Below are 16,918 nucleotides of genomic sequence, written 5' to 3'. Positions count from 1 at the left end.
TTTATATAGATGTTCCTGTTTTACCAACCCATTAAGAAGAAGTCGCGTATTCTTTCTCGATTGGCTTCTACACCGCATGAGATCACTTCAGCACATGAACGGCCTGGAATATTAGTGCCAGTTGCTCTAGCACCATTAGGTAATGTCGATTCAAAATATGATATTTGTATGTCAAAAACCTCATTCAGTGTAGGTGCAGTTACATTTATTGTCTCCATTTCACCAGTTGGTGTTAGTACCGACTGGATATTCAGGGGGGCTGATTCAAAGATAGGAGTGAAATTGTCATTATCTTTATTTATAGCAATAAACTTCACTGTGTCAGGGTATTTATTGTCATAAGCTTTTGTTAAGTAAGTGTTTGCTTTTTCGATATCTTTATCGACTAATTCACCTTCAAGGTATAGCAAGCCAAGAAGGTGTGTCGCAGCATTCAAATTATTTTTACTGGCTTTTTCGAGGTATTTTACGCCACGTTCAGCATCTTGAAATTCACCTTCTTTCAAGTAGATAACTCCAGCTTTAAATTGTGCATGGCCAGAGTTGTATTTGGCTGCTTTTCTATACCATTTTAGTGCTTTTTCTGTATTCTGTTGTGTACCATATCCCTGATAATAAAATTCACCTAGAACATACATCGCATCGACATACCCTTGTTTAGAAAAGCTTTTGAATCTCACAAAGTAATTATGACATTCTTTTGTTTCGCAAGTGTTGACCAAACTTTTAGAGGTCGTCTGAATCATTGATTGCGCTGGAAATGTTGAAAACATTAGTAGCAATAAACCGAGCGTTAAATTTTTCATTTCAGTCCTTTGAATATTTAAGATAAAAAAAAAGCGCATCTTCAAGATACGCTAATTGATTTTAACTATATAATAGCTTGTTTTGTATATTGTGCTAGCTACGTAACAATTGCTGCTGAACAAACTGCCATTGCTCATCGAAATGTTCAGTTGGCTTTTGTTTAAACTCACTGCGAACAAATTGGGCGATTCTTCCTTCTGCGATGGCGAGTAATAGATTAGCTAGGATGGCTTCATCTAAGCTAAATCCATGGCCTTCACGTAAGGTTTTTTCACGCAGGATTTGTTTTATTTGAGTTTCGATTTTAGCGAATAAGCCGCTAATACGGCTGCGTAAACGCTCATTTTCACCTAATAAAGCATCACCATTAAGCACTCGCGAAATACCAGGATTACGTTCTGAAAAGACCAGTAATAACTGTAGCACTAGCTCACAGCGTTTCATGGTGTCTTTCTCTTCATCCATGATGATATTCAATCTAGATAAAATGGCATCTTCGATGAACTCGATTAAGCCTTCAAACATTCTTGCTTTACTTGGGAAGTGGCGATAAAGCGCCGCTTCAGAAACACCAACTTCCGCTGCCAATTTAGCAGTGGTGATACGTTGGCCAGGGCTGGTTTCCAGCATGTGCGCGAGACACTGTAAAATGTGCTCACGACGATTTATTTTTGGGCTAGCCGCCATTTGTTATTCCTAGGCTTGTGACTACTTGTAAAGGTTATTTGGTACCAGAGTGACCAAATCCACCTTCACCACGATCTGAGGTATCAAACTCATCGACTAAGGTAAATTGTGCTTGTACGACAGGAACAAAAACCAGTTGGGCTAATCTGTCGCCGATTTCTAATGTAAATGGCTTATCGCTGCGATTCCAACAAGACACCATTAATGGACCTTGATAATCAGAGTCGATTAATCCCACTAAGTTACCAAGTACAATACCGTGCTTATGGCCTAAACCTGAGCGCGGCAAAATGACCGCTGCAAGACTTGGGTCGGCAACGTGTACGGCAATACCTGTAGGGATCAAGACGGTTTTACCAGGTTCGATAACCATAGTGGTATCGATCATGGCACGTAAGTCCATACCTGCACTGCCTGGAGTGGCATAGTTTGGCAACGGAAACTCACCGCCAATGCGAGAGTCGAGTAACTTAAGTTCTACAGGTGTTTTCATGATGTTTTAATTTTTGTCGCTATCAGAGTAAGTAATTGTTTTGCCAGCGTCAGTTTATCGGTTGCAGGCAGTTGTTGACTACCATCTTTCCAAAAAACATGTAACGCATTAGCATCAGCGTTAAAACCAAGGCCAGCTACTGATACGTCGTTAGCGGCAATTAAGTCCAACTTTTTACGTTCAAGCTTGCCACGGGCATATTCTTCTACGTTATCGGTCTCTGCAGCAAAACCTACAGTAAAAGGTCGTTTAGTCAGTGCTGAAACGCTGGCTAAGATATCAGGGTTACGCACAAGCGCAAGCTGCATATTTTCAGACGACTTTTTAATTTTTGATTCGGCAACTTCAGCAAGTCGATAATCCGCTACTGCTGCGCAGCCGATAAAAATATCTTGGTTATCAACATTATCCATTACGGCATTGAGCATATCTTGGGCTGATTCAACATCAACACGTTTTACACCAAGTGGTGTTGCTAAGTTAACAGGCCCTGTGACTAAGGTGACTTCAGCGCCCATTTGGGTTGCCGCTGAGGCGAGGGCAAAGCCCATTTTGCCTGAGCTGTGATTCGATATGTATCGCACTGGATCAATAGGTTCGCGTGTTGGGCCTGCAGTTAATAGTAGTTTATGACCAGTGAGTGGTTTAGGGCCAAAGAATTGCACTAACTGCTCGGCAATGGCTAGAGGCTCTTGCATACGACCAGGGCCAACTTCGCCACAGGCTTGGTCACCGCTGGCAGGGCCCCACACTGTTATGCCTTTGCGAGCAACATTAGCAAGGTTTTCTTGGGTCGCTTGATTACGATACATTTGCTGATTCATTGCTGGACAAATAATCACAGGCGCTTCAGTGGCTAAACAGGTGGTGGTTAATAGCTCATCTGCCATACCTGCATTAATACGGGCAATTAAATTAGCAGTGGCTGGGGCTACGATAACCACATCAGCCCAACGTGCTAACTCAATGTGTCCCATTGCCGCTTCTGCAGCTGGGTCAAGCAAATCTGAGGCAACAGGATGGCCTGACAAGGCTTGAATGGTCAGGGGAGTAATAAACTCCATTGCACTCTGGCTCATTACTACACGGACGTCTGCGCCACGTTCTTTAAGACGACGAATTAAATCAGCGCTTTTATACGCTGCAATACCGCCACCAATTCCTAAAAGGACTTTTTTATTTGTCAGCATGTTGTGCTCAATCCTGCTATTCGCTTTATTGCCGCTACGATATCACAAACGGCTTTAATGGGGATGATCCGAAATTAAAATTTTCGACCATACTCATTGCTCAAGTGAGCTAAGTTTAGTTTGTTAACAGCAAACTAATTATGAATATATAGCCCAATAAACAAGGGAGTGTTTATGGCAATTAAAGATTGGCCTGATGGAGAAGGCCCAAGAGATAAATTATTAAAACATGGTGCAGGGCATTTATCTGATGCTGAGCTTCTAGCGGTACTATTACGTAACGGATTAGCAGGACATAATGCGGTCGATTTAGCGCGAGGGATGATCAGCCGATTTGGTGGATTAAGGCCATTATTTGCTGCGCCTAAGTCTCAAGTGTGTCAGTTGGCGGGTATTGGGCCGGTAAAATATGCTCAATTACAGGCTGCATCGGAGATTTCTAAGCGAATTTTCGAAGAAAATATGCATAGAGGACAAATTTTAATAAATCCTGATTTAACTCGGGACTATTTAATGAGACAATTAGCAGACCGATCCTATGAAGTGTTCGCATTATTATTGTTGGATAGCCAACATAGAGTGATTCAGTTTGTAGAATTATTCCGCGGAACGATTAATTCGGCATCAGTTTATCCACGTGAAGTGGTAGCGCTAGTGCTGGAGAAAAAGGCTGCGGCAGTCATAGTGTGTCACAATCACCCGTCTGGCATTGCAGAGCCAAGTCAGGCAGATCGGCAAATTACTGACAGATTAAAAAAAGCCCTCTCAACTATCGATGTTTCTCTATTAGATCATATGGTTGTAGGCGATCAAGAGATAGTTTCCTTCGCTGAGCGTGGATGGATATTATAAACAATGCTTGATCTTAGTTTTGTTATCGTGTATAAAATGCGCCCTCTTTGTGCCTCGGGCGACGGCCACACGAGGCACATAAATGCTCGAGCGTTTTAAAATTGTTTTTGGAGAAGATTGACATGTCAAGAGTATGCCAAGTTACTGGCAAGAAGCCTATGGTTGGTAACAACCGTTCGCACGCTAAAAATTCGACTCGTCGTCGTTTTTTACCTAACCTACAAAACCACCGTTTTTGGTTAGAAGAAGAAAAACGCTTCGTGCAACTACGTGTATCTACTAAAGGTATCCGTATCATCGACAAAAAAGGTATTGAAGTTGTAGTTAAAGAACTTCGTGCCCGCGGCGAGAAGGTATAATAGAAAATGGCTAAATCTAAAGGTAATCGTGAGAAGATCAAATTAGTATCTAGTGCTAAAACTGGTCACTTCTACACTACTGAAAAAAATAAGCGTAACATGCCTGAAAAAATGGAAATCAAGAAATTTGATCCAGTTATTCGTCAGCACGTTATGTACAAAGAAGCTAAAATCAAGTAATTGATTAGCATCTTTTGAAAAGCCCCTTTATTGGGGCTTTTTTTTGGCATTTTTTTATCCAATCCTTACTAAACTCTGCTTTTTCGATTGTTAATCTCCTAATACTTCTTCTTTCTTATCAGAACTTTACTCGCCATCACTGAAACGTCTAATTAACACTAGCAAGATAACTTTACAGTGGGTTTGTGGGTTAAAGCCGATCTGGTCTTTAATTTGTCATCTTGCGTCTCTAGGCTGCCGCATTGTGAGTTTATAGACAGTAGGTAAGTGGCTTAATATTTTATTTTGCTGTTTATGTGTAAAATTATGTGCCCACATATAGGCTAAAAGTGTCGCCTTATTAATAGGTCATGGATTCAGCAACTAAGCTTGTTAACGCAAATTGGATTAATCAACTTGCTTATATAACTGGTTAACAGTTAGGCAGATTCAATAAGTATTCATGCTTTAAAGATTAAAAAGTCATTATCAATAGAATATAAAGCTTTTAAAGTGAATTTAAATGCAATAATATTGATTAATTATATTTATTGGCGAGTTCGCTAATAAAACCGATTCGATTACTTGTTAGGGGTTAATGTGCCTTCAAGAACCACAGAGCTTGTTGATGGTTTTCGTCATTCTGCACCATATGTAAATGTTCACAGAGGAAAAACCTTTGTGGTCATGTTGGGCGGCGAAGCGTTATTACATAATCAGTTTCGCGGCATTTTAAATGATGTCGCCTTGTTGCACTCTTTAGGTATCAAAGTGGTACTGGTATATGGCGCAAGGCCGCAGATTGATGCGGCGCTTCATGATGCCGATATTGAGCCTTCTTATCACAATGGCGTCCGTATCACCGATGAAGACTCGTTAAAAGTGATTAAGCAAGTTGCAGGCGCGGTGCAGTTTGATATTACCGCAAGGCTATCCATGAGCTTGGGTAATACGCCCATGCAAAATGCACAAATTAACTTGGTTAGCGGTAATTTTGTTATTGCTCAGCCTCTTGGTATTGATGATGGTGTCGATTTTTGTTTGACGGGTAAGGTGCGCCGTATTGATACCCAAGGGCTTGAACGTCAGCTAAATAACAACTGTATTGTGTTAATGGGCCCTATGGCGGTCTCTGTGACTGGTGAGAGCTTTAACTTAACTGCCGAAGAGGTTGCGACCCAAGTTGCCATCAAATTAAAAGCAGACAAGATTATCGGTTTTAGTAATACCCACGGTATTTTAGATCAAACAGGTGAAGTGATTGCGGAGCTGATGCCAAATGGCGCGCAAACCATTTGGGATGAAATGAACCAAGCTGGACAAGCTTGTGTGGGCACAATGGCGTTCTTAAAGGCCAGTATTGATGCATGTCGAAATGGAGTGCCTCGCTGTCACTTAGTTAGTTATCTTGAAGATGGTACTTTGCTGCAAGAGCTATTCTCCCGTGAAGGTATTGGTACTCAAATTGTTACCGAAAGTGCTGAACGTTTAAGACGGGCTAACATTGGCGATATCGGTGGGGTGCTGGATTTAATTCGTCCATTAGAAGAACAAGGTATTTTAGTACGTCGTTCCCGTGAGCAACTTGAAATGGAAATTGAGCAGTTCATGCTGATTGAACGTGACAGTTTAGTCATTGGTTGTGCGGCCTTGTATCCATTTGAAGAAGATAATGCCGGTGAGTTTGCCTGCTTGGTGGTGCACCCTGATTATCGCGATGCAGATCGCGGCAGTGTGTTACTGAATAATATTATCGGTCAAGCCAGAGTACGCGGCTATTCACGTTTGTTTGCATTAACCACGCGTAGTATTCATTGGTTCTTGGAGCATGGCTTTAATATCGTTGAAGTTGATGCCTTGCCGAATGTGAAAAAGCAGTTATATAACTTCCAGCGTAAATCAAAAATTTTAGCGTTAGATTTATAAACCTTACAAATTTAGCGTAATAAAATGCCACTTCATGGTCATACATGGGTGGCATTTTTGTTATGCTCGACAAAACTATCAGCTCGCAATTAGCACTTATAAGCCTTTGGAAAAATAATGAATATTGAACTTGCAGGACTCTCTAGTAATGCCATGGCGAATTTTATTGGTTTGTTAATTGGCTTAGTGCTGTTAACGATACTGCTGAAAGTGAAAAAGTTACCAAGTGCGGCGTTTTATTCAAGCTTAGGGATCATTATTGCAGTTTTCGCTTTGTTTTCGCTCACCATGTATCAATCGAGCCAAGCAAGGATATCGGTAAGTCAGTCGGGCGCTGTTGAGGTGAATATTCCATTATATGGTCAACACTTTGAGGCGGGCGAGGTGGATTGGCAGCAAGCGCAGTTAATAAACCTATCACAAGCGCCTCAATTCGCCCCTAATAGACGAACCAACGGGTTGGGCTTAACAGGATATTCTTTGGGTTGGTTTACGCTTAAAAATGACCACAAGGCGTTGGTATCGGTGACGACCAATGAACAAGTGCTTTTGGTGCCAACAGACAAAGGTTATACGCTGCTGTTATCTGTGGAAAACCCGCAAACAGCAATGACCAAAATCGCTGCTTTGCTGGAATAGTTGCCGCCTTATTGGCACTGACTTATTGGTTTACGGGCTAAGTTTGCTTTATGCGGCGTCTTCGCTGCAATGCCATATCTGCAGTAAAGATTATTAACGCACTCCAAATAAAGCCAAAGGTGATGCCTTTTTCAATATCGAAGGGTTCGTTATATAAAAATATCGCCAGAATAAACATGATGCTCGGGCCAATATATTGGAAAAAACCTAGCATTGACAAAGGAATACGCATCGCAGCGCCTGCAAAACATAATAGTGGCACTGTAGTGACAATACCGGCAGCGATAAGGGTTAAGTTCATCGTCATATCATTGGTGAATATGTTGGCTGTAGCAGTGTCTATGGTCAGCATTAAATAACCTAACGCCACAGGCAACAAAATCGCAGTTTCAACCAATAAACCTGTTTTAGCATCAATGTTGACCTTTTTACGCAATAAGCCATAAAAACCAAAAGAACAGGCCAAAGCTAGCGAAACCAGTGGAATTGAACCAAACGAGATTAGCTGAACCAGCACACCAATACTGGCAAGTGCGACAGCGACCCACTGTAGTTTTCGTAGGCGCTCAGACAAGAACACCATCCCAAGCAACACATTGAATAATGGGTTAATAAAATAGCCTAAACTGGCATCTAGCATGTGGTCATTGTTAATCGCCCAGATGAAAATCAGCCAGTTCACTGCAATCAGTACCGAGGTTACGGTTAACACCAGCAGTTGTTTGGGCTGTTTCAGAACGAGTTTCAGGCGCGAGAATCCACCGATAAACTGCATTAAGATAATGATGAAGAAGAATGACCACACCACACGGTGAGCCAAGGTTTCAAATGCAGAAACATCGCTTAATAATTTAAAATAAAGTGGTGCAATTCCCCAAAGGAAATAGGCACAAATGGCAAGGGCAATGCCTTTACGGTGTTCAAGTTCTTGCATGGAACCCAGCTGCGCAGAAAGAAAGAGAGGGCGATTGTAGGTTGCTCAGGATGATCACTCAAGTTATTCGCGAAATCTATTAACTCATAAGACCTGAGTTGCTATTTAAACTGTATAGATCTGAACGAGTTTGAAGCAACAAAATGGTTACTGTTGCTTCTTAGTGCTTACTTTATCGCTCTTGTGCAAATAACTCTTGTTCAAGTAACTCTTGTACTAGTAACTCTTGTTTTAGTAATAGTGAGCTTAACCGACCAAGTAAGTCCCTGTACCGAGTGCGATTTGCATGCCGTCTTCGTTGTGCATTTCCATGCTGCAAACTGACACGCGATTACCTGAACGAATGACTCGACCTGTGCCAGTGAACACTTCTCCACGGCCTGGGCGTAAAAAGTCCACCCGCATGTCGATGGTCCCCAATGTGGTTAAGCGTTTTTCAAGTTGCTCATAAGTCCAGTCATCACGGCTTGATACTAACCCTGCAAAAGCGGTTAGTCCTCCAACAACGTCCAATAAGGTTGCTGATACGCCACCATGGAGAATGTTTTGATAGATATTACCGATAAGCTCGGGTTTTAAGCGAATGACAACCTCCACACCATTTTTATCATAGTGCTGGATGTTTAATCCTAGTAGGTTATGGAAGGGAATGTTTTTATCAAAAATTTCAGCGACTTGCTTTAGTATTTCTGTTTGAACGTCCGTGGTCATAGTTAGCCTGTTTATAGTTATTTTAAGCCGAGAAACGTGCTTTAAATCAGATAGAGCATTTAATCTAACTTAATTAGCTTTATAAAATCAATGATGCATATTTGAGCAGTTAGTTTAGGGTTTACCACATTGCATCGAGACTTCTGCACAGCAGTGCTTTAAAATGACGCTCGTTATCTTCAGCCCAAAAAATGGACAGTCCTATTTCAAGCTCAAGCCAAGCAGTAGATCAAATCGACGTCATCCCCAACGCGACTCAGCATGAAGCGCAGGATGTGCTTGGTTATCATTTACAGCAAATTTTTGGTTATCGAGATTTTCGCGAAGGGCAGCGGGAGATTATTGAGCAAACATTAAGTGGGCAAGACACCTTAGTGATTATGCCTACGGGTGGCGGCAAGAGTATGTGCTACCAACTGCCAGCATTGATACTTCCAGGTTTGACTGTCGTTGTTTCTCCTTTGATTTCATTGATGAAAGATCAAGTAGATAGTTTGACCCAATCGGGTGTAGCTGCTGCTTATTTAAATTCGTCACTACCTCGCGATGAAACTGTATCTATTTTACGCCGTTTGCATCAAGGCGAGATTAAACTGCTTTATGTGTCGCCTGAACGCCTGTTAAGGCCAGATTTTATTGAGCGGTTGCATGAGCTCAATGTGTCACTGTTTGCCATTGATGAAGCCCATTGTATCAGTCAGTGGGGGCACGACTTTAGACCAGAATATGCAGCTCTTGGTCAGTTAAAACAGATATTCCCTTATATTCCGTTAATGGCGTTAACGGCCACCGCAGATCAAGCGACCAGAGACAGCATTTGTCAGCGCCTGCAAATTCAGCCGTTTTGTCTTTTATCCAGCTTTGATAGACCTAATATTCGCTACACTGTGGTTGAAAAACTCAACGCTGCTAATCAGCTCAAACAGTTTTTACAGCTGCAAAAAGGCAGTAATGGCATTATTTATTGCAGTAGTCGTCGCCGGGTAGATGAAGTGGCTGACCGCTTAAAACTGCAAGGCTTTAGCGCGGCTGCTTACCATGCGGGAATGACCCAAGAAGAGCGTGTCGATATTCAAGATAAGTTCTTAAAAGACAAAATTGATATTGTGGTCGCCACAGTGGCTTTTGGCATGGGAATTAACAAGTCAAATGTGCGTTATGTGGTGCACTATGATATCCCCAAAAGTGTCGAATCTTATTATCAAGAAACGGGTCGTGCTGGGCGCGATGGCTTAGATGCCGAAGCGTATATGTTGTTTGACCCGGCAGATATTGGCCGAGTAAAACATCTGATTGAGCAATCAGAGCCAGGCCCGCAGCAAGATGTTGAGTTTCATAAAATGAATACCATGGCGGCTTTTGCTGAAGCGCAAACTTGTCGTCGCCAAGTGTTATTGCATTATTTCGATGAAAGCGCAGATAAACCATGCGGTAACTGCGATGTGTGTATCGATCCGCCTAAGAAATATGATGGCACTGAAGACGCTAAAAAGGTGCTTTCTTGTATCTTTAGGCTCAATCAGCACTTTGGCGTTAACCAAGTGATTGATGTATTGCGCGGTTCAAAAGCCGCTAATGTGATGGACAGAGGTCATAACAAGTTATCCACTTGGGGCATTGGTAAAGAGCATAGTCATGAATATTGGTTATCGGTAACTCGTCAGCTTATTCACCTTGGACTTGCAAGCCAAGATATCACTCGAGGTTCATCGGTTAAGCTCAATGAGTCAGCAAGACCTGTGTTACGTGGTGAGGTGAAGCTAAAACTCGCAGAGCCTCGTATTCAGTTAGTGACCACAAAGCGTCGTACAACTTCATCACGTGCGCCGCAGCAGTATGATCGTAAGTTGTTTGCCCGCCTCAAGCTATTACGCCGTGAATTGGCTGAAGAGCATGATGTGCCACCTTATTTGGTGTTCAATGATGCAACGTTAGCTGAAATGTCAGCTATGGTGCCAACTAGCGCAGGTGAAATGCTAGCGGTCAATGGTGTCGGTGAGCGTAAATTGAGTCGCTTTGGTAATGCGTTTTTAGATGAAATTAGCCAATATCTGATTGAAAACTAATTGGCTGTTTTGTCGTAGCATTCATTTGATATAAAGCCGTTCCAGTCTTACTGTAATTAGCCTACTCAATGCATAGTTAGCTTGTACTTAGCTTACTCGTGTTTGGCTCACTTATAACTAGTTTATCCATGATAAGCCTAGCTATAATTATCCTATCTATGATCAGCCTATCTATAATCAGCTTAGCGATAAAAAAGTCATCCTTTCTCCAAGCAAGACACGACAAGCTGGGCTTAATAAGTAATAAAATGGCTGCTGTCTTGTTTCTGAATTCGAACGATCCTGCTTTTTATTTAAAAAACCTCCGCGTTTGCATTCGCTCAATTAAATTAAGCTTATTTCATATTTGTTATAACAAATCGGGTTGATGTTTTTTAAATTTATTTATGCAAAAAATATCCATTAATTTGAATAGGTTTTTCAGGCTAAAATTGAGTGAAAATAATTGCTTAAATCAGTGTATATCAAGCTTTACGCTAAAATTGTTGCTGTAAATGACTTGGTTTTACACTGTTTGTTGATCGTTATCCTGAGGCTTTCTTTGAGTCGTTGGCTAAAAGATGAATAAATTAGGGTTGACACAGCAGGCTGGTCACGTTAAAAAGTGGGTATAGAACATTTTAAATTAAGAATAATTAGTTAACTTTAATGAATATTTATAGCGGTAGCATTCTCCTAGGTCTCCTTCTTCTCTTACGCAATATTTGCGCGGAGTCCTTTGTGTTACTTGCTAAATAAGTTTACTGGCATTCACAAACCCCGCGCTAACAGCCGCGGGGTTTTTTGTTTCTAACACCGATTGATTTTAAAAACTGACCAATTAAACCAACAAATTGAACGAACATTTACAGCTAACGAATTGGATTTAAGCAGTACCAAGTCACAGGATTAAATTGTTAGCTAGGCGAGCAAACTTTTACGGGAACTATAAGTTCGATGGAGAAAACTGATGTCCAATAGAGTCATAATATTTGATACCACATTGAGAGACGGCGAACAGGCGTTAGCGGCAAGTTTAACTGTGAAAGAAAAGCTTCAAATCGCACTGGCACTTGAGCGCTTAGGTGTTGATGTTATGGAAGTGGGCTTCCCTGTGTCATCTCCTGGTGATTTTGAATCGGTGCAGACTATTGCGAAAACGATTAAAAATAGCCGTGTATGTGCATTATCTCGCGCACTTGAAAAAGACATTGATGCTGCAGCCCAAGCAATGTCAGTTGCTGATCAGTTCCGTATTCATACCTTTATCTCAACTTCGACCATTCACGTTGAGAGCAAGTTAAAGCGCTCGTTTGACGATGTATTAGAAATGGCCGTCAGCGCGGTTAAATATGCGCGCCGGTTTACTGATGATGTTGAGTTTTCTTGTGAAGATGCCGGACGCACGCCAATTGATAACTTGTGCCGCATGGTAGAACAAGCGATTAAAGCGGGTGCACGTACGATTAATATTCCTGACACTGTGGGTTACACGGTGCCAAGTGAATTTGGCGGCATTATTCAAACCTTGTTTAATCGCGTACCTAATATCGACCAAGCAGTGATTTCGGTGCATTGCCACGATGACCTAGGTTTGTCGGTGGCGAATTCGATTACGGCTGTCGAGCATGGCGCTCGTCAAATTGAGTGTACTGTAAATGGTATTGGTGAACGTGCGGGTAATTGTTCACTAGAAGAAATTGCGATGATTTTGTCGACGCGTAAGAATTTATTGGGCCTTGAAAGTAATATCAACGCCAAAGAAATCCACCGCACTTCATCGCTTGTGAGTCAGTTATGTAATATGCCGATTCAGTCGAACAAAGCGGTTGTGGGCGCCAATGCATTTTCTCATTCATCAGGTATTCACCAAGATGGCATGCTAAAAGCCAAGAATACCTACGAAATCATGACCCCTGAAAGCATAGGTTTGAACCGTAACAACTTGAATATGACTTCGCGCTCAGGTCGCCATGTGATTAAACACCGTATGGAAGAAATGGGCTACAAGGCAACTGATTACGACATGGATACCTTGTACGAACAATTTTTGAACTTGGCAGATAAAAAAGGCCAAGTGTTTGATTATGATCTTGAAGCTTTGGTGTTTATGGAAGCGCAATCTCAAGACGATGATAACTATTCGCTAGAGCATTTAATGGTGCATTCAGATTCAACCGAAGGTGTGGCAACGGCAACGGTTCGCATTGTGGTTGATGGTAAAGAGATTACCGAAGCAGCCACAGGTAATGGTCCAGTCGATGCGGCATATAACGCCATTGCTCGCGCTACTGGCCGCACCATCAATATTACCAATTACAAATTAGGTGCCAAAGGCGAAGGCCAAAATGCACTCGGTCAGGTGGATATTACTGCTGAATACAATAAGCAGACATTCCACGGCGTCGGCTTAGCGACAGATGTGGTTGAGTCATCAGCACAAGCATTAGTGCACGTGATGAACTTAACGTATCGCGCAGATAAGGTCGCTGATTTCAAACAACAGATTCATAAAGATAGGGAGTTAGGTGGAGTATGAGTTATCAAGTAGCAGTATTAGCAGGTGATGGTATTGGTCCTGAAGTCATGGCTGAGGCGCGTAAAGTGCTTAAAGAAGTAGAAGCCAGGTTCGAACTAGACATTGAATATGCTGAGTACGATGTCGGTGGTATTGCCATTGATAACCATGGTTGCCCACTTCCAGATTCAACTTTAAAAGGCTGTGAAGCTTCAGATGCCGTGTTATTCGGTAGTGTTGGCGGTCCTAAATGGGAACATCTAGCGCCTAACGATCAGCCTGAACGTGGCGCATTGTTGCCGTTACGTGGTCATTTTGACTTGTTCTGTAACTTACGCCCTGCCAAGTTACATGCAGGATTAGAGCACATGTCACCGCTTCGCAGCGATATTTCATCTCGCGGATTTGATGTGCTTTGTGTCCGTGAATTAACAGGTGGCATTTACTTTGGTAAGCCAAAAGGTCGTCAAGGCGAAGGCGCTGATGAAGAAGCGTTCGATACTATGCGTTATAGCCGACGTGAAATCGAACGTATCGCCCGTATCGCATTTGAAGCCGCCCAAGGCCGCAGTAAAAAAGTCACTTCGGTAGATAAAGCCAATGTACTGGCCTGTTCAGTACTATGGCGTGAAGTAGTTGAAGATGTGGCGAAAGACTTTGCTGATGTTGAGCTTGAACATATCTACATTGATAACGCGACGATGCAGCTTTTACGTCGTCCGAATGAATTTGATGTGATGTTATGTTCAAACTTATTTGGTGACATCATTTCAGATGAAATTGCCATGTTAACCGGCTCTATGGGCTTATTATCGTCAGCCAGTTTAAACAGTTCAGGTTTTGGTATGTACGAACCTGCTGGTGGAAGTGCACCAGATATTGCAGGACAAGGCATTGCAAATCCTGTGGCGCAAATTTTATCAGCCGCATTATTACTACGTCACAGTCTAAAACTTGAAGATGCGGCGAGTGCGATTGAGCGTGCTGTCAGTAAAGCTTTATCTGCAGGGTATTTAACCGGTGAGTTATTAAGTAGCGATGAGCGTCATAATGCGAAATCGACCTCAGAAATGGGCGACTTTATCGCAAATGCTGTTAAGGAAGGTGTCTAATGGCCAATCAAGTTTCAGCGCAAACCTTATATGAAAAAGTATGGGATGCTCATGTGTTAGCTTCGCCAGAAGCAGAAGCGCCGATTATTTATGTCGACCGCCATTTGGTACATGAGGTGACGTCACCACAAGCTTTTAGTGGTCTAAAAACGGCGGGTAGAAAACTACGTGCGCCAGAAAAAACCTTTGCCACTATGGATCATAACATCTCTACCTTGAGTGCAAGCCTTGATGCAATGAGCCCAATGGCGCGTATTCAAGTGGAAACGTTAGCGCAAAACTGTAAAGAGTTTGGCGTGAAGCTTTATGATATTCACCATCCAAACCAAGGTATTGTCCATGTAATGGGCCCAGAACTTGGGATTACCTTACCTGGTACGGTCATTGTGTGTGGTGACTCGCATACCGCAACTCACGGTGCATTTGGCGCTCTAGCATTTGGTATTGGTACTTCTGAAGTTGAGCACGTGTTGGCAACGCAAACCTTGCGTCAACTTAAAGCCAAAACCATGAAAGTGGAAGTACGTGGCCAAGTGGCTGAAGGTATTACTGCTAAAGATATCGTACTCGCTATTATTGGCCGCTTAGGCATGGATGGTGGTACTGGCTTTGTTGTCGAGTTTTGTGGTGAAGCCATTGAAGCTTTATCAATGGAAGGCCGCATGACCTTATGTAACATGGCCATCGAAATGGGTGCTAAAGCAGGTATGGTCGCGCCAGATCAAACCACGTTTGATTACCTCGAGGGCCGCGAATTTTCACCAAAAGGTGATGACTGGGTACAAGCCGTTAAAGATTGGACTGCACTGAAAACAGATGAAGGAGCTCAGTTTGATGCTGAAGTTGTTCTTGAAGCTGCTGATATTGCGCCGCAATTAACTTGGGGAACTAACCCAGGTCAAGTGGTGCCCATTGATGCAGAAGTGCCTAATCCAGCTAAAGAGTCTAATGCCACGGTACGTGGAAGTATGGAAAAAGCGCTAGAGTACATTGGCCTAACGTCAGGTACTAAAATGGTCGATATTCCAATTAATAAGGTGTTTATCGGATCGTGCACTAATTCTCGTATCGAGGATTTACGTGCCGCAGCTCATCACGCTAAGAACCGTAAAGTCGCAGACGGCGTCGTGGCGATTGTGGTGCCGGGTTCTGGTCAAGTTAAGCTACAAGCTGAAGCTGAGGGCTTAGATAAAGTCTTCTTAGAAGCAGGGTTTGAATGGCGTTTACCTGGATGTTCAATGTGTTTGGCAATGAATGATGACCGCTTAGAAGCGGGCGATCGCTGCGCATCGACCAGTAACCGTAACTTCGAAGGTCGACAGGGCCGTGGTAGTCGTACTCACTTAGTGAGCCCTGCGATGGCAGCCGCTGCTGCAATTGCTGGCCACTTTGTGGATATTCGTAAGCCTTATTAACCGTCATCCAAAAGGACAAACAGATGCAAGCTTTTACTCAACATACTGGTCTAGCGGTGGCGATTGATAGCGCGAATATCGATACTGACCAAATTATCCCGAAGCAATTTTTATCAAAAGTGACCCGTGATGGTTTTGGAGTACATTTATTCCATGACTGGCGTTATTTAGATGAAGCAGGTGAGCAAGATAACCCAACATTCTCGCTAAACTTACCACGCTATAAAGGAGCCTCTGTATTATTGGCTCAAGAAAACTTTGGTTGTGGCTCAAGCCGTGAACACGCACCTTGGGCGTTAGCTGACTTTGGTTTACGAGTGGTGATTGCGCCAACGTTTGCGGATATTTTTTACGGTAATTCAATCAATAATGGTTTGTTGCCCGTTAAACTTACCCATGAGCAAGTTAATCAGTTAATGGCTGAAGTTGAGGCGAGTGAAGGCGCTAATATTACTGTTGATTTAGAGTCATTAACCGTGACATCTCCATCTGGCAGCAAGTTCAGTTTTACTATTGCTGAATCAGCAAGACATAAGTTGTTAAACGGATTAGATGCCATTGGGTTAACGCTTGAATATGCCCAAGCGATTAGCGATTATGAAGCGAAAATCCCAGCTTGGCGCAGCTAAAATATTAGTTGAGCCTGATGATTAATTAAATTGAGCATTTAACTTTGTTTAACAAAAATCAAAATAATTAACATTCAGCGCACACTTGTACCAAGATGATTTTACATAAAGCCTCTACTGTTATCTGTAGAGGCTTTTTTATTGGTTTGAAGAATTGTTCTTGTATTAAGTCTCTGAATTAATTGTTTAATTTTTTCATTTGTAGCTCTTTAGTAAAAAAGCAGTTTTAATCACTGGCTTTTTAAGCGTACTAGTGTTTAAAAATTTTAAATATCTATCTGTCTGATAAATATGATTTTAATCGTTATTTTACCTTCGTGCTAACAAATGCTTAGCGAATACTTTCTATAAAAATGGGCTTTTATGGCGAATTGCGCGTGATCTTAGTCACTAAAAATATTTGCTATCTGTATTTTTGTAGTTATTTACTCTGTTTTATGGC

At 42.2% G+C, this 16,918-nt stretch carries 16 protein-coding genes; 10 read left to right on the top strand and 6 right to left on the bottom strand.

Annotated elements, in window-relative coordinates:
* Nucleotides 1-20: 20 nt before the first annotated feature.
* From FNZ24_RS10795 to coaBC, 4 genes are all read right to left on the bottom strand, one after another.
* The gene (locus tag FNZ24_RS10795) at nucleotides 21-806 is read right to left on the bottom strand and encodes a tetratricopeptide repeat protein (protein ID WP_194945040.1); all 786 of its coding nucleotides are present in this window, start codon (nucleotides 804-806) and stop codon (nucleotides 21-23) included.
* A gap of 94 nt (nucleotides 807-900) precedes the next feature.
* On the bottom strand, nucleotides 901-1,494 hold the full coding sequence (gene slmA / locus FNZ24_RS10790) for a nucleoid occlusion factor SlmA (RefSeq protein ID WP_153914492.1): 594 nt from the start codon (nucleotides 1,492-1,494) through the stop codon (nucleotides 901-903).
* A gap of 34 nt (nucleotides 1,495-1,528) precedes the next feature.
* Nucleotides 1,529-1,987, bottom strand: coding sequence for a dUTP diphosphatase (gene dut / locus FNZ24_RS10785; RefSeq protein ID WP_153914491.1), 459 nt, complete (start codon nucleotides 1,985-1,987; stop codon nucleotides 1,529-1,531).
* Entirely contained in the window at nucleotides 1,984-3,177 is a 1,194-nt protein-coding gene (gene coaBC, locus FNZ24_RS10780; protein ID WP_153914490.1) for a bifunctional phosphopantothenoylcysteine decarboxylase/phosphopantothenate--cysteine ligase CoaBC, read from the bottom strand. The genes dut and coaBC overlap by 4 nt, the downstream gene beginning before the upstream one ends.
* Before the next feature lie 174 nt (nucleotides 3,178-3,351).
* On the opposite strand from coaBC, the gene radC reads away from it, so the two are divergent.
* The 5 genes from radC to FNZ24_RS10755 all read left to right on the top strand — a co-directional run bounded on the left by radC (nucleotide 3,352) and on the right by FNZ24_RS10755 (nucleotide 7,112).
* Nucleotides 3,352-4,029, top strand: coding sequence for a RadC family protein (radC, locus tag FNZ24_RS10775; protein WP_153914489.1), 678 nt, complete (start codon nucleotides 3,352-3,354; stop codon nucleotides 4,027-4,029).
* 122 nt (nucleotides 4,030-4,151) lie between these two features.
* Complete coding sequence (gene rpmB, locus FNZ24_RS10770) at nucleotides 4,152-4,388, top strand: 50S ribosomal protein L28 (RefSeq protein WP_055025225.1); 237 nt, start codon at nucleotides 4,152-4,154, stop codon at nucleotides 4,386-4,388.
* 6 nt (nucleotides 4,389-4,394) lie between these two features.
* Nucleotides 4,395-4,568, top strand: coding sequence for a 50S ribosomal protein L33 (gene rpmG, locus FNZ24_RS10765; RefSeq protein ID WP_011494790.1), 174 nt, complete (start codon nucleotides 4,395-4,397; stop codon nucleotides 4,566-4,568).
* Between the two features lie 579 nt (nucleotides 4,569-5,147).
* A complete protein-coding gene (gene argA, locus FNZ24_RS10760) occupies nucleotides 5,148-6,473 on the top strand; it encodes an amino-acid N-acetyltransferase (RefSeq protein ID WP_153914488.1) in 1,326 nt (441 codons plus the stop codon).
* A gap of 117 nt (nucleotides 6,474-6,590) precedes the next feature.
* The gene (locus FNZ24_RS10755) at nucleotides 6,591-7,112 is read left to right on the top strand and encodes a PH domain-containing protein (protein ID WP_153914487.1); all 522 of its coding nucleotides are present in this window, start codon (nucleotides 6,591-6,593) and stop codon (nucleotides 7,110-7,112) included.
* 37 nt (nucleotides 7,113-7,149) lie between these two features.
* On the opposite strand, the gene rarD is transcribed toward FNZ24_RS10755, so the two are convergent.
* Together rarD and FNZ24_RS10745 are read right to left on the bottom strand one after the other, a co-directional pair.
* Complete coding sequence (gene rarD / locus FNZ24_RS10750) at nucleotides 7,150-8,046, bottom strand: EamA family transporter RarD (RefSeq protein ID WP_153914486.1); 897 nt, start codon at nucleotides 8,044-8,046, stop codon at nucleotides 7,150-7,152.
* Between the two features lie 246 nt (nucleotides 8,047-8,292).
* Nucleotides 8,293-8,757, bottom strand: a complete 465-nt coding sequence (locus FNZ24_RS10745) for a thioesterase family protein (protein WP_153914485.1) — start codon at nucleotides 8,755-8,757, stop codon at nucleotides 8,293-8,295.
* 191 nt (nucleotides 8,758-8,948) lie between these two features.
* Here FNZ24_RS10745 and recQ point away from each other — a divergent pair, with 191 nt between their 5' ends.
* The 5 genes from recQ (at nucleotide 8,949) to leuD (ending at nucleotide 16,476) form a co-directional block, all read left to right on the top strand.
* Nucleotides 8,949-10,823 (top strand): DNA helicase RecQ, encoded by a 1,875-nt coding sequence (recQ, locus tag FNZ24_RS10740; protein WP_153914484.1) that lies wholly within the window; start codon nucleotides 8,949-8,951, stop codon nucleotides 10,821-10,823.
* Between the two features lie 949 nt (nucleotides 10,824-11,772).
* Nucleotides 11,773-13,341, top strand: coding sequence for a 2-isopropylmalate synthase (leuA, locus tag FNZ24_RS10735; protein ID WP_153914483.1), 1,569 nt, complete (start codon nucleotides 11,773-11,775; stop codon nucleotides 13,339-13,341).
* A complete protein-coding gene (gene leuB, locus FNZ24_RS10730; protein ID WP_153914482.1) occupies nucleotides 13,338-14,432 on the top strand; it encodes a 3-isopropylmalate dehydrogenase in 1,095 nt (364 codons plus the stop codon). The genes leuA and leuB overlap by 4 nt, the downstream gene beginning before the upstream one ends.
* Complete coding sequence (gene leuC / locus FNZ24_RS10725; RefSeq protein WP_153914481.1) at nucleotides 14,432-15,847, top strand: 3-isopropylmalate dehydratase large subunit; 1,416 nt, start codon at nucleotides 14,432-14,434, stop codon at nucleotides 15,845-15,847. Before leuB ends, leuC begins: the two co-directional genes overlap by 1 nt.
* A gap of 23 nt (nucleotides 15,848-15,870) precedes the next feature.
* Nucleotides 15,871-16,476: a 3-isopropylmalate dehydratase small subunit gene (leuD, locus tag FNZ24_RS10720; protein ID WP_153914480.1), complete on the top strand. Its 606-nt coding sequence runs from the start codon at nucleotides 15,871-15,873 to the stop codon at nucleotides 16,474-16,476.
* The last annotated feature ends 442 nt before the right edge of the window (nucleotides 16,477-16,918 follow it).

Source organism: Shewanella sp. TC10 (genome assembly GCF_009663145.1).
Taxonomy (GTDB): Bacteria; Pseudomonadota; Gammaproteobacteria; order Enterobacterales; family Shewanellaceae; genus Shewanella.
This window is presented reverse-complemented; position numbering and strand designations above follow the sequence as displayed.

Excerpts from the sequence above, each read along its gene's own strand:
- leuD (WP_153914480.1), top strand. The coding sequence starts at position 15,871 with ATGCAAGCTTTTACTCAACATACTGGTCTAGCGGTGGCGATTGATAGC.
- rarD (WP_153914486.1), bottom strand. The coding sequence starts at position 8,046 with ATGCAAGAACTTGAACACCGTAAAGGCATTGCCCTTGCCATTTGTGCC.
- dut (WP_153914491.1), bottom strand. The coding sequence starts at position 1,987 with ATGAAAACACCTGTAGAACTTAAGTTACTCGACTCTCGCATTGGCGGT.
- leuA (WP_153914483.1), top strand. The coding sequence starts at position 11,773 with ATGTCCAATAGAGTCATAATATTTGATACCACATTGAGAGACGGCGAA.
- radC (WP_153914489.1), top strand. The coding sequence starts at position 3,352 with ATGGCAATTAAAGATTGGCCTGATGGAGAAGGCCCAAGAGATAAATTA.
- rpmB (WP_055025225.1), top strand. The coding sequence starts at position 4,152 with ATGTCAAGAGTATGCCAAGTTACTGGCAAGAAGCCTATGGTTGGTAAC.
- recQ (WP_153914484.1), top strand. The coding sequence starts at position 8,949 with ATGGACAGTCCTATTTCAAGCTCAAGCCAAGCAGTAGATCAAATCGAC.
- FNZ24_RS10745 (WP_153914485.1), bottom strand. The coding sequence starts at position 8,757 with ATGACCACGGACGTTCAAACAGAAATACTAAAGCAAGTCGCTGAAATT.
- leuB (WP_153914482.1), top strand. The coding sequence starts at position 13,338 with ATGAGTTATCAAGTAGCAGTATTAGCAGGTGATGGTATTGGTCCTGAA.
- rpmG (WP_011494790.1), top strand. The coding sequence starts at position 4,395 with ATGGCTAAATCTAAAGGTAATCGTGAGAAGATCAAATTAGTATCTAGT.
- FNZ24_RS10755 (WP_153914487.1), top strand. The coding sequence starts at position 6,591 with ATGAATATTGAACTTGCAGGACTCTCTAGTAATGCCATGGCGAATTTT.
- leuC (WP_153914481.1), top strand. The coding sequence starts at position 14,432 with ATGGCCAATCAAGTTTCAGCGCAAACCTTATATGAAAAAGTATGGGAT.
- FNZ24_RS10795 (WP_194945040.1), bottom strand. The coding sequence starts at position 806 with ATGAAAAATTTAACGCTCGGTTTATTGCTACTAATGTTTTCAACATTT.
- slmA (WP_153914492.1), bottom strand. The coding sequence starts at position 1,494 with ATGGCGGCTAGCCCAAAAATAAATCGTCGTGAGCACATTTTACAGTGT.
- coaBC (WP_153914490.1), bottom strand. The coding sequence starts at position 3,177 with ATGCTGACAAATAAAAAAGTCCTTTTAGGAATTGGTGGCGGTATTGCA.